14 protein-coding genes are annotated in these 11,865 nt (G+C 36.0%); 1 reads left to right on the top strand and 13 read right to left on the bottom strand.

Features of this window, described 5'->3' with window-relative positions; all coding sequences use genetic code 11:
• Positions 1-251 precede the first annotated feature (251 nt).
• The 13 genes from GF867_RS04160 to atpB all read right to left on the bottom strand — a co-directional run bounded on the left by GF867_RS04160 (position 252) and on the right by atpB (position 10,302).
• Positions 252-629 (bottom strand): hypothetical protein, encoded by a 378-nt coding sequence (locus GF867_RS04160; RefSeq protein WP_153831852.1) that lies wholly within the window; start codon positions 627-629, stop codon positions 252-254.
• Between the two features lie 75 nt (positions 630-704).
• Positions 705-902, bottom strand: a complete 198-nt coding sequence (locus GF867_RS04155) for a DNA-directed RNA polymerase subunit beta (RefSeq protein ID WP_153831851.1) — start codon at positions 900-902, stop codon at positions 705-707.
• Between the two features lie 23 nt (positions 903-925).
• The gene (locus tag GF867_RS04150; protein WP_153831850.1) at positions 926-1,990 is read right to left on the bottom strand and encodes a rod shape-determining protein; all 1,065 of its coding nucleotides are present in this window, start codon (positions 1,988-1,990) and stop codon (positions 926-928) included.
• Between the two features lie 29 nt (positions 1,991-2,019).
• Positions 2,020-3,327 (bottom strand): UDP-N-acetylglucosamine 1-carboxyvinyltransferase, encoded by a 1,308-nt coding sequence (gene murA, locus GF867_RS04145; protein ID WP_153831849.1) that lies wholly within the window; start codon positions 3,325-3,327, stop codon positions 2,020-2,022.
• Between the two features lie 71 nt (positions 3,328-3,398).
• Positions 3,399-3,632, bottom strand: coding sequence for a DUF1146 family protein (locus GF867_RS04140; RefSeq protein WP_153831848.1), 234 nt, complete (start codon positions 3,630-3,632; stop codon positions 3,399-3,401).
• Positions 3,633-3,892: 260 nt separating this feature from the next.
• Positions 3,893-4,324, bottom strand: a complete 432-nt coding sequence (atpC, locus tag GF867_RS04135; protein ID WP_153831847.1) for an ATP synthase F1 subunit epsilon — start codon at positions 4,322-4,324, stop codon at positions 3,893-3,895.
• 13 nt (positions 4,325-4,337) lie between these two features.
• Positions 4,338-5,798 carry a F0F1 ATP synthase subunit beta gene (gene atpD, locus GF867_RS04130; protein WP_153831846.1) on the bottom strand — a complete coding sequence of 487 codons (1,461 nt, stop codon included), beginning with the start codon at positions 5,796-5,798 and terminating at the stop codon, positions 4,338-4,340.
• On the bottom strand, positions 5,798-6,739 hold the full coding sequence (gene atpG, locus GF867_RS04125) for an ATP synthase F1 subunit gamma (protein ID WP_153831845.1): 942 nt from the start codon (positions 6,737-6,739) through the stop codon (positions 5,798-5,800). Before atpG ends, atpD begins: the two co-directional genes overlap by 1 nt.
• Before the next feature lie 18 nt (positions 6,740-6,757).
• On the bottom strand, positions 6,758-8,242 hold the full coding sequence (gene atpA, locus GF867_RS04120) for a F0F1 ATP synthase subunit alpha (RefSeq protein ID WP_375774010.1): 1,485 nt from the start codon (positions 8,240-8,242) through the stop codon (positions 6,758-6,760).
• A 35-nt stretch (positions 8,243-8,277) separates the two neighbouring features.
• Complete coding sequence (locus GF867_RS04115; RefSeq protein ID WP_153831843.1) at positions 8,278-8,811, bottom strand: F0F1 ATP synthase subunit delta; 534 nt, start codon at positions 8,809-8,811, stop codon at positions 8,278-8,280.
• Entirely contained in the window at positions 8,811-9,317 is a 507-nt protein-coding gene (gene atpF / locus GF867_RS04110; RefSeq protein ID WP_153831842.1) for a F0F1 ATP synthase subunit B, read from the bottom strand. The genes GF867_RS04115 and atpF overlap by 1 nt, the downstream gene beginning before the upstream one ends.
• Before the next feature lie 32 nt (positions 9,318-9,349).
• Complete coding sequence (gene atpE / locus GF867_RS04105; protein WP_153831841.1) at positions 9,350-9,562, bottom strand: F0F1 ATP synthase subunit C; 213 nt, start codon at positions 9,560-9,562, stop codon at positions 9,350-9,352.
• A 23-nt stretch (positions 9,563-9,585) separates the two neighbouring features.
• Complete coding sequence (gene atpB, locus GF867_RS04100) at positions 9,586-10,302, bottom strand: F0F1 ATP synthase subunit A (protein WP_366927745.1); 717 nt, start codon at positions 10,300-10,302, stop codon at positions 9,586-9,588.
• A 1,083-nt stretch (positions 10,303-11,385) separates the two neighbouring features.
• Between atpB and GF867_RS04095 the strand changes: the two genes are divergently transcribed.
• The gene (locus tag GF867_RS04095) at positions 11,386-11,865 is read left to right on the top strand and encodes a hypothetical protein (RefSeq protein WP_153831840.1); all 480 of its coding nucleotides are present in this window, start codon (positions 11,386-11,388) and stop codon (positions 11,863-11,865) included.

Here is an 11,865-nt window from a genome sequence, read left to right as displayed (position 1 = left end):
TCTGATTGGATGTATGGACCGATTTCTAAAATCCATTCACTATTTAGTACTACATGGGAAACTATATGATTATGATCTCTCACCAAAATAATCAGTAGATTCTCTATGATTAATTAAATTGTACCAAGTTTCTTCAAAAAAAAGTAGTCTTTTGAAGGATTATTTGGCATGCCTATCATTCTACAAATGTCTCTCTAAATAGTACTTGACTAAAAGTAGGAAAAAGAACCTTTGCAATATGCAAAAGTTCTTTAGAAAAAATATGTTAAAAATCTAAGCAAAATTAACCCTACTAAAAAAGCTGTAAAAGACGTAAACACCAATTGACTAGCAGGTTGATAATAGTCTTTGTACCAAAATTCGTCAACTCTTCTGACATAATCATAAAGTTGAACCCCTAACATAAATGCAGTAAGAAATAATATATAAGGTACTAGATTATAATCAAAGATTAGCCAACCAAAACTATGGATCATCACTAACCATAAAGGTATCAGCACAATCGCCAACGTAAGCGGCCAACCTTTAAAGTATTTCAAATAATGTTTAAAATATTTCTGTGTAAAATATACTGTGAGGACTGGCGCTAAATATAAAATTATCTCAATCCATTGAAATTTACTCGCCATTTCATTTAATCCTTTCAATTCATTTATGAATAAACAAAGACTCATGCTCACATTACGCAAGCATGAGTGTATTCACTAACTAATAAAATCAACAATATGCTGCCATGTATCACGATTCAATGCTTCCCAGAAATTCCCATCTCCAATTACAGCATAGCCGATAAAAATACCAGCTAAAAAGAAAAGAATGACTAGTATGATATAAAATAATATCTTACCAATGGCTTTTATTACGTTGAGAGATGTCGAATCTTTCAAATATCGTTCTTTCAAATTATCATCTCCATCAAAAACAACTAACCAATTAATCTTCGTTTAAGTCGTTTTAAAAATTTAACAAATTTTTGTTGTCGTGTCGGGTTCGTTCTTTCTAATTTACCATTAGTAATCATTTCAAGCATTAAACCTGTTCCAATCGCTACACAGTTCATCGGTTGCTCCGCCTTCAACACACTTACTTTCAAATACTCTGTTAAATATGTGTCCATTTGGAAAATCATGGCTCCGCCACCAGTTAAAATAATACCTTTTTCAATAATATCAGCTGCAACCTCTGGTGGAGTATCTTCCAATATTCGTTTAGCAGCTCTGGCTATAATAATAATTTGATCTTTTATAGCTTCATAAATATGATTCGAATTAACATTTATAGATTTAGGTAAGCCAGTAACTAAATCTCTACCTTTCAAATCATGTGTTTCTACCATATCATCCTCTAAAGGTAACGCGGAAGCTAAACTTATCTTAATTTGTTCTGCTGACCTTTCTCCAATCAACAATTGAAAATTATCTTTAAAATATTGAGTGATTGCATCATCAAACTGATCACCAGCCATTTTTATCGATTCACTGGAAATAATTTCTCCAGATGAAATAACGGCAATATCACTCGTGCCGCCACCGATATCAATGACCATACTGCCTGAAGGATCTAGAATATCAATTCCAGCTCCAATGCCGGCAACTTTAGGCTCTTCTTCAATATAAATCCTTCCCCCACCAGCTCTTTCGGCTGCTTCAACAAGGGAGGTTCTTTCAATTTCGCTAATATTAGATGGTGCACAAATTAAAATGTTTGGTTTAGAAAACCAACTACGTGAATTCATCTTTTCAAGTAATAACATTAACATTGCTTCCGTCATATCATAATCATCAATGACGCCACCTTTCAGTGGGTGAATAACTTGAATTGACGGTGGTGTTCTTCCTATCATTTCATATGCTTCACGACCAACAGCTATAACATCCTGCGATTGACTATCAACAGCCACCACTGCAGGTTCATTTAAGACGATTCCACGCCCTTTTAGATGGATTAAAACATTTGCAGTTCCTAAGTCAATTCCGATGTCTCTGCTCATTGTATTATCCCTCTATCAGTTCATTTGACTTAATCCAAAGTTGAGGAAACTGCTTTTTCCTTAGTTTCAATGGGTTGAATATTAACTCTCTCAACATTCCCACCTAAACTTACTAGTTTTTCATGGAAGCGATAATATCCACGGTCTAAGTACTTTAATTCTGAAACGCGCGTTAAGCCTTTAGCACATAAACCAGCGATAATTAAAGCAGCAGCAGCACGTAAATCAGTAGCTTTCACTGAAGCTCCACTAAATTCAGTAGGTCCATACATCACTACAGTTTGACGATCAATTGTAAACTTAGCACCCATACGACGCAATTCTTCAAAATGCATGAATCGATTTTCAAATACCGTTTCTGTTAAGGCACTGCTGCCTGGCGCTAACAATTGAGCGATTGACATTTGTGCTTGCATATCTGTTGGGAAACCTGGGTAAGGTAACGTTTTAACATCTGTCGGTTTTAATTCTTTTGGTCCAACAACTCTAATACCAGTAGTATACTCTTCAAATGTAGCACCCATTTCAGACAATTTACTAATCAATGGTTTGTTATGTTGTGCAATTGCACCTTCAATGAACACGTCACCGTTTGTTACAGCTGCTGCAACCATGAAAGTTCCAGCTTCAATACGGTCTGGAATAACAGAATGTTCTGCACCATGAAGTGCTTTAACACCCGTGATTTTAATTGTTTCAGTTCCAGCACCTACAACTTTCGCACCCATCTTATTTAAGAAGTTTGCTAAATCAACAATTTCTGGTTCTCTTGCTACGTTTTCTAATGTTGTAATGCCCTCAGCTAAAACTGCAGCCATCATTATGTTTTGAGTTGCCCCAACACTTGGGAAATCAAGATAAATTCTTGCGCCTTTTAATTTGTCTACTTTCGCTTCAACATAACCTGCTGTACTTGTAATTTCGGCACCCATCGCTTCAAAACCTTTTAAATGTAAGTCAATTGGACGAGTTCCAATTGCACAACCACCTGGCATTGCAACTTTAGCATGTCCGTAACGAGCCAACATAGGACCCATCACAACAATAGAAGCACGCATTTTACTGACAAAATCATAATCTGCTTTAGTTGATACTTCGCCTGTTGCATCAATATGCATTTCGTTATTTTCTTTGTCAAATGTATTGAAGACGTTTAAATTATTTAACAATTCATTCATTGTGTGGACATCAGATAAAATAGGTACATTTTTCAAATGCACTTTTCCTGTTTCTGCCAATATAGCTGCTGCTAAAATAGGTAATACTGCGTTTTTAGCACCCTCTACTTTTACAGTTCCTTCTAAACGATTACCACCTTGTACAATAATCTCTTCCATCTTTAAATAATCCCCTTTAAATTATCTTGTCGTTTTGGAGTGGACGACAAGTTCAAAAATCTATTTTTTATTTATAAGAAACTACTTAACAATAAAGTTTGAAGTAGTTCTATGATCGTAATGAAAAAAGAACCAGCTAGGTGTCCTAATGCTAAACTTGTCAAAATGCACAAATAATTAGCGACATAATAATTACGCTCTGTAAAAAGCTTACGCCAATTGACTTTACGTAGTATGTAATATGCGACAAAGATGAATAGAATGCGAATCACCAGTACTGCCATACCGTTAAAAATTGTTAACATTCTAATCTCCCCTTCTAGTCCAAATTTATAATAGCACAAATTCTTAACATAATGAAATATATTTTATTAAGTTAAGGTCTCTATCGTTTCAAATTTTACTCCAAATATGAAAGACAATTAATAAAAGTAACACATTTGACATGATACATCGGCGTTAAGTATAAATATGTTACAAAGTTTAAAAATATATAAAGAAAAAATCCCGAATAGTTTTTCATTCGGAATTTTTTCTTTCATATAATTTTGAATAAACTCTCTATCTATTTGTTCTTACTAATTGAAATCATATTAATCGCTCTCTCCAAAGCAATTTTAGCTCTCTTAAAGGCTTGAGAATCTTTGTTAGTAATCGCTGCTCTCATTTCTGCTTCAGCTTCTTGCTTATCTAATTCCACTCTTGCTTCATCTATATCACGAGCACGAATGGCAAAACTTGTAATGATTTCACACACATTATGACTCATTTGCATAACGCCACCATTGATCGCAATGAAATCAACTATATCATCATGGGTTCTCCTAACCTGGACTGGAGAAATTTCCAATGCGGCCATAATCGGTGTATGATTTGCAAGCAGTGTCATCCCACCATCGATTGCTCTAACCGAACAAGCAATTGCATGATGTTCATAGACAATTCCGAGTGGTGAAATGATGCGTACAATCAATTCTTTGTTAGTTTGATTAGCCATTAGCTTCCTCCAATCAATCTAAATCTAGCGGTAATTCAGTACCCATTTGTCTAGCTTTTTCAATCGCTTGTTCGATACTACCTACATTACGGAAAGCATCTTCAGGTAAAGCATCATATTTCCCATCTAGTAATCCTTCAAAACCGTGTAATGTCTCTTGAACTGTTACAAATGATCCGGGGATCCCTGTGAATGCTTCTGCTACATGGAAATTTTGAGACAAGAAGTTTTGGATACGACGTGCACGTTTTACGACAATTTTCTCATCGTCACTTAGTTCTTCAATTCCTAAGATGGCGATAATATCTTGTAAATCACGGTATCTTTGTAAAACAGTTTGAACTCGGCGAGCAATATCATAATGGCGTTCGCCAACAATTTCTTCAGATAAAGCGCTTGATGAAGAAGCTAGAGGGTCAACGGCTGGATAGATACCTTGCTCTGCCATTTTTCTTTCCAAGTTCGTTGTTGCATCTAAGTGAGCAAATGTAGTGGCTGGAGCCGGATCCGTATAGTCATCGGCGGGTACGTACACTGCTTGAATTGACGTAATTGACCCACTATGTGTAGAAGTAATACGTTCTTGCATAGCTCCCATTTCACTAGCTAACGTTGGTTGGTAACCAACCGCCGAAGGCATTCTACCTAATAAGGCAGAAACCTCTGAACCAGCCTGTGTGAAACGATAAATATTATCAATAAATAATAGTACATCTTGGTGCAACTCATCACGGAAATATTCAGCCATCGTTAAGCCTGTTAATACTACACGCATTCTCGCGCCTGGAGGTTCATTCATTTGACCAAATACCATAGCAGTTTTTTTGTTTACGCCTGATTCACGCATTTCAAACACAAGGTCGTTCCCTTCACGAGTTCTTTCACCGACACCCGCGAAAACAGAAATACCTCCGAGTTTTTCAGCGATATTATGAATTAACTCTTGAATCAATACGGTTTTACCTACACCAGCACCACCGAACAAGCCGATTTTACCACCTTTGATATAGGGGGCTAATAAGTCAATTACTTTAATACCTGTTTCTAAAATCTCATAGTTACTACTTAATTCTGCATATTTGGGTGCATCACGGTGAATACTTTTTACGTCGTGATTTTCTTCGATCGTACCCATATCATCGATCGGGTGTCCTAAGACATTGAATACACGTCCTAATGTAATCTTTCCGACTGGCACTGAGATTGGTTTGCTGGTATCCACTACTTGCATACCACGTCTAAGCCCTTCAGTGGATTGCATTGCAATAGTACGTACAATACCATCCCCAATATCTAAAGCCACTTCTAAAGTGATCGTATCTGTTTTATCTAGTTTATTCAAATCAGTCTCAGCATCAATTTCTTCATTACGTATTACCATTAACGCATCATGAATATTAGGTTGTCCATTTTCCAATGGAAACTCAACGTCAACTACTGGACCAATAACTTGTACAATTCGACCTACGCGCATTACTTATTGCCCTCCTTATTGTCTTCTAAGGCATTCGCGCCATTGATAATTTCTAAAATTTCATTCGTTACTTTAACTTGTCTTTCTTGATGATATTTCTGTTGTAAATTGTCTATCATCTCAAACGCGTTATCTGTTGCACTACGCATCGCATTCATACGACTTGCATGCTCCGTTGTTTTAGCATCAATTATCGCACCGTAAATTTGACTTTCAGCATATTGGGGTAATAATAAGTCCAATACAGCAGTCTCATCAGGTTCAATTAAATAATCGATATTAGTGTCAGCTTCCTCAACTGCATCTGCAAGTTCCAATTCCGAAACTGGCAAAATTTGATCGGCACGGAATTGAAAAGATAATGGACCTAAATGGTGGTTATAGCAAACATACAAAGCATCGAACACTTGTTTTTTAAATAACTCAACAGCTGTTCTAACTAATTTCTGAACATCCGTAAAACTCGGATTGTCAGGTAAGTGATGCAATTCATGTACTACTTCATAGTTATTTTCTTTACAAAACTTCACAATTGGTTCACCAATTGCTAAGACAACTACTTCACTTGAGTCTTTATGATCTTGTTCAAACATTCTCTCTACCGATTTAAGTACAGAGGAATTATAACTTCCTGCTAAACCTTTATCTGATGTAATAATAAGGTAACCTATTTTTTTCACTGGTCGCGTCAATAACATATCGTGAAAATCAACATAGTTAACAATATCATCATTGATGGGTGTCCCATTATCTAACAAATCAAACTGTTGTTTACCTATATGAGCAACCATTTGTTTGATACGATTAGAATAGACAAAATAACTTTTACTATTCTCAACCATACGATTATATTTCGAAGCCGAAACCATTTGCATTGCTTTCGTAATTTGGGCTGTTTTGCTTGTAGAATCAATTCGTTTCTTTAATTCATTTAATGACATTGATAGCCCTCCTTCACATTATTTAGCATTGCTACCACGACTTGTACTTGGATTAAATTGTTGTGAAAAATCTGTTAGTATTTTGATTAAATATTCTTCGTCAGGAATGACTTGTTTCACAACGATTTCTTTTAAAAAGACATCGTATTGATCAGTCATATGTTGATATAATTCTCTCTCGTAATCTTTAATTTTATCGACAGGGACTGAATCTAAGAAACCATGTGTTAAAGCAAAGAAAATAATTACTTGATGTGCTACATGGACCGGTTTGTGAAGTGGTTGTTTTAATACTTCAACCGTACGGCGTCCACGATTTAATTTTTGTTGTGTTTGTTGATCCAAATCAGAACCAAATTGTGAGAATGCCTCTAGTTCACGATAGCTCGCCAAATCGATACGTAGCGTACCTGAAACTTTTTTCATTGGTTTAATTTGAGCTGAACCACCCACACGAGATACTGACAATCCGGCATTAATCGCAGGACGAACTCCTGAATAAAACAAGTCACTCTCTAAGAAAATTTGACCATCTGTAATTGAAATGACATTGGTCGGAATATATGCAGAAATATCGCCTGCTTGCGTTTCAACAATTGGTAACGATGTTAAAGAACCGCCACCCATTTTTTCACTAAGTTTCGCTGAACGTTCTAATAAACGTGAGTGCAAGTAGAAAACATCACCAGGATAAGCTTCACGGCCTGGTGGGCGTTTTAATAGTAGACTCATTTCACGATAAGCCGCCGCCTGTTTAGATAAATCGTCATAAATCACAAGTACGTGTTTACCATTATACATGAATTCTTCCCCTATTGCTGTTGCAGCATATGGGGCTAAATATAGTAATGGAGCTGGTTGCGAAGCACTCGCTGTCATTATCACTGTGTAATCCATTGCGTTATGTTGTTCTAAAGTGTTTACTATATTCTTAACAGTCGACTCTTTTTGACCAATCGCAACGTAAATACATATGACATCTTTACCTTGTTGGTTAATAATCGTATCAATTGCTAAAGTAGTTTTACCGGTTTTTCGGTCACCAATAATTAACTCACGTTGTCCTCGTCCAATTGGAACCAATGCATCAATTGCTTTGATCCCTGTTTGCAAAGGCTCAGCTACTGATTGTCGGTCCATAATCCCTGGTGCTTCAGCTTCTACAGGGCGTGTTTTATTTGTGCCTAACTCACCTAGACCATCGACTGGTTCTCCCAAAGGGTTAACAACTCGACCTAGTAAAGCTGTTCCTACTGGAACTTCCATAATTCTGTCTAATCGACGTACTAAGTCACCTTCATGAATATTGATATATTCACCAAAGATAATAATTCCAACATCATCTGCCTCAAGGTTTTGTACCATACCTATTGATCCATTAGCAAACTCAACCATTTCCCCAGACATAACATTATCCAGGCCTATTGCACGTGCAATACCGTCACCAATATATGTGACGGTTCCAATTTCTTGAATATGCTCATCGTTTTGGAATTGTCGAATGTGTTGGCGTAATTGTTGATCTAATCTTTCAAAAGTCAATTCAACTCATCCTCCTGTGTCCAAGTTCTTTCAATGTAGCTTTGTAATTCACGTAATGTTTTTTGAGCACTATTTTCATAGTAGAAAGATTCACTTTGTAAACGAATCCCAGTGATTAAATTTGCATCAACAACTGTAGTGATTCTTTTTAAAGTTTTATCTGTTTTTTCAATAAACTTACGAACAATTTTTTCTTTCTCATCATCTGTTAAAGGAACGGCACTCGTAATCATCAATGATTCAGCAGTACCATTATCTTTTAAAATGTCTTCAACAAATACATCAGAGTTGTCTGAATCTTTGACTTGTTTCAACAAATCCGCTTCAGAATTTGTTGCAGAGGTACTAGTTGTTTTTAAAGCATTATCAATTTTCGCTACCTTCTGAGTCGCTTGTTCTGATTTGATTTTTCTCAACAACTCATCCTCATGTTTTTTTTCTCTGACGATGACTCTTTCTCGCATAGATCCCGTCTTTGCTTGAGGTGTTTCTGTTACTTTATTTAAATCAACTTTATTTTCCCCGGCCATTATAAATCATCCATTCCTTGAATAAAATCATCTACTATACGACGGTGATCCTCTTCTTTAATTTCACGATTCAATACTTTCTCAGCAACTTCAATTGAAATGCTTGTAATTTCTTCACGCATTTCATGCATGATGCGTTTACGTTCCATTTCAATTTCACGTCTTGCAGCTTCTTGCATACGTTCAACTTCTGCTTTAGCATCGTTGATCATAGAATCTTGAACTAATACACTTTGTTTCTTTGCTTGTAAAATGATTTGACTTGCCTCTGTTTTAGCTTGTCTTAAATCTGCTTGAGCTTCGCGGTTAGCTTCTTCGCTCTCTGCTTTTTCGTTTTCTGCAGTTGAAATATCATCTGTAATCTTCTTAGCACGTTCTTCAAGAATATTCATTAATGGTCCCCATGCAACTTTACGAATAATTAAAAGCAGGACGATAAAAGAAATCATCGTCATCACGGTATGACCTAAAGCGGTATTGCCGCTACTTAATAATAAAAATGACATAAAATTATCGCTCCTCCAATTTATTGTTATTATTATCTAAAGACTAAAATAAAGGCAATAACAACAGCCATGATTGGAACAGCCTCGATCAAACCAACTCCTAAGAACATTGTCATTCTTAATTTACCTTCTAATTCTGGTTGGCGAGCGATTGACTCAATTGTTTTTGAAATAACCATACCGTTACCAATTGAAGCTCCTAAAGCAGCGATTGATACAGCGATTGCAGCAGCTAATGCATCCATTTATTCATTCTCCTCTTAATCTTTTAATGTTCTGTTTCAACTTTATGTGACATATAAACCATTGTTAGCGTTACGAAAATATAGGCTTGGATAGATCCTATAAACAACGAAAATCCTTGCCATACCATTTGTAACGGTATACCTATAACCCAAGTTACTGGGAAGAACGATCCACCCAAACTCGCAATTAAGCCTAATAAAACTTCACCAGCAAATATATTACCGTACAAACGTAATGCTAAAGTTAGCGTGTTTGTAAACTCTTCAATAATATTGATGGGCAACATAAATGATACTGGCTGCATATAACTTGATTTAATGTATTGCTTAAAACCTAGCTTATCGACACCAAGATAGTGCGACATAATAATCATGATAAGCGCTAAAGCCAAACAAACAATCGGATCGCCTGTTGGACTTTTCCACAAAGAGTAATCTTTGATTGTTAATATAAAGCCAAGACCTACCATATTGGCAATAAATACAAACAATAGTAATGTCATGCCTAATAAGTTATACATCTGTACTTTTGAATCAGTGATAGCTCCGCCTACGAGACCACGAACAAAATCATAAACCCACTCAAGCATAAGCTGAGCTTTCCCCGGTTTATCAACTGACATGTTTTTTGTACTCACCATACAGAAGACCCAAACCAAAAGCACTGTAGCCACTAATGAAATCAATGTATTAACCCCAATTGACAAGCCTAATACGTTAATGACAAGTGTTTCCTCCACATTTAAACCTTCTTTCCTAATTTATTATGATTTCACACTCGACAAATCTTCTAAGAATGCTTGTAAAATGCGTAATCACTGACTTGCGATACTCATTCTAGCACTTTGTTCAAACGAATACAAATCAAGACAACGTTTACAAATCCAAAAAATTATTTTTTTTCTTCCACTCCGCTGATATTGATAGTTTAATATTTTTATCATGTCACCATAACTCTCTTCACTAAAAAGACTATTCTATAAGCATTAAACGAGATTGAAACCATAGTGTATCATTTTTAATTATAATTTTATATATTTTTTTACAATCATTAAAATTATTTCATTCAATTCAACTTTATAATATCTTACCTCCTTTTCATCCATACTTGTCTAAGTAAACATACGTTTCTTTCCTTCAATACATTTGATTTTTGTAACTCACTCGATAAATTATTTATACCATAATTAATCCATTGTATGAAATTTTATCTCTTCTTAAGTATTAACATATTAAAATTATTATTTTATGAAAAATTCACTCATCCAATCTGCTATGTAGCTCACGCTTTTATCGATTACGTATTATTAATTACTACTAAAGTCATTTCTTTTAGAGTATGAACTCTACGGCATTTTTTAAGTTTATTCCGATTTTTCAATACTATTACAGAAAGAACGGTTAATTAAGCTTCCGTTTAGCATTCTTAATTGGATAATATTGCGTTACTTTTACCGGGATATTAAGCGTAACACAGCGACTGTTGTTCCCAAGCGGTACAAAAGGCAATCGGTGTAGTTTGCTCTGACTTTGAGCACTGCAATTTAGACAGAACCTTGCCGATTGAGCTGGAAAAGACCGTAAGTCACAATCATCAATAGAGCTTTGAAAGCGACCGTCGTGATTATTTCGCGCTCCCGAGTCCGCCAATATCCAATTCGAGTCCACCTATTCGCCAATCAAGTCCACCCCTGTTTTTGAACTAAATACGCCCTTCAAGGCAACTGATTCGCGCTTCGAGTCCACTTAATAGTCTCTTTTGTGTATAGTTAGTTTAGAAGTTGGATACTTCTAAAAAAATACACGAAGGAGGCTATTTTTTTATGACCAGAAAAATACCAGTGAAATTAGTGATGCAATATCGAGACCAGGGATTTTCTCGAAACATGATCGCTAAGACACAGAAAGTTGGGCGCAGTTCTGTGAGCGAAGTCTTCAAACGGGCAGATAAGTTAAAGTTGACCTACGAAGATATTGAAGAGCTTTCGGACAATGAAGTCTATCGGAAGTTCTTCCCTGAACGACATCAATCAGAGGTGTTGTATACACTTCCTGATTACGAAAAGATCCATAAGGAGCTACAAGGAGTCGGAGTAACCCTTAAGCTTCTATGGCAAGAGTATGTGGATCTCTGTAAGGATACCAACGGTATCCCGGTTGGATACACTAAATTCTGCGAAGATTATCAAAGGCATATTGATCAATACCGCCATTTGATAATTAAAACAACATTTTTGTTGAACCGTATGCTTGTCCTTGTGCTCTTAGAGCCAGAATATTTAAGAAGTGCCATGGACGACTGA

Source organism: Fundicoccus ignavus, from assembly GCF_009659375.1.
Classification (GTDB): domain Bacteria; phylum Bacillota; class Bacilli; order Lactobacillales; family Aerococcaceae; genus Fundicoccus; species Fundicoccus ignavus.
The sequence above is the reverse complement of the archived record's forward strand: the minus strand, read 5'-3'. Positions and strand labels throughout refer to the sequence as shown.

Bases quoted from the DNA above. Each gene is read 5' to 3' on its own strand.
- GF867_RS04160 (WP_153831852.1), bottom strand. From the start codon at position 629: ATGGCGAGTAAATTTCAATGGATTGAGATAATTTTATATTTAGCGCCA.
- GF867_RS04150 (WP_153831850.1), bottom strand. From the start codon at position 1,990: ATGAGCAGAGACATCGGAATTGACTTAGGAACTGCAAATGTTTTAATC.
- murA (WP_153831849.1), bottom strand. From the start codon at position 3,327: ATGGAAGAGATTATTGTACAAGGTGGTAATCGTTTAGAAGGAACTGTA.
- GF867_RS04140 (WP_153831848.1), bottom strand. From the start codon at position 3,632: ATGTTAACAATTTTTAACGGTATGGCAGTACTGGTGATTCGCATTCTA.
- atpC (WP_153831847.1), bottom strand. From the start codon at position 4,324: ATGGCTAATCAAACTAACAAAGAATTGATTGTACGCATCATTTCACCA.
- atpD (WP_153831846.1), bottom strand. From the start codon at position 5,798: ATGCGCGTAGGTCGAATTGTACAAGTTATTGGTCCAGTAGTTGACGTT.
- atpG (WP_153831845.1), bottom strand. From the start codon at position 6,739: ATGTCATTAAATGAATTAAAGAAACGAATTGATTCTACAAGCAAAACA.
- GF867_RS04115 (WP_153831843.1), bottom strand. From the start codon at position 8,811: ATGGCCGGGGAAAATAAAGTTGATTTAAATAAAGTAACAGAAACACCT.
- atpF (WP_153831842.1), bottom strand. From the start codon at position 9,317: ATGTCATTTTTATTATTAAGTAGCGGCAATACCGCTTTAGGTCATACC.
- atpE (WP_153831841.1), bottom strand. From the start codon at position 9,562: ATGGATGCATTAGCTGCTGCAATCGCTGTATCAATCGCTGCTTTAGGA.
- GF867_RS04095 (WP_153831840.1), top strand. From the start codon at position 11,386: ATGACCAGAAAAATACCAGTGAAATTAGTGATGCAATATCGAGACCAG.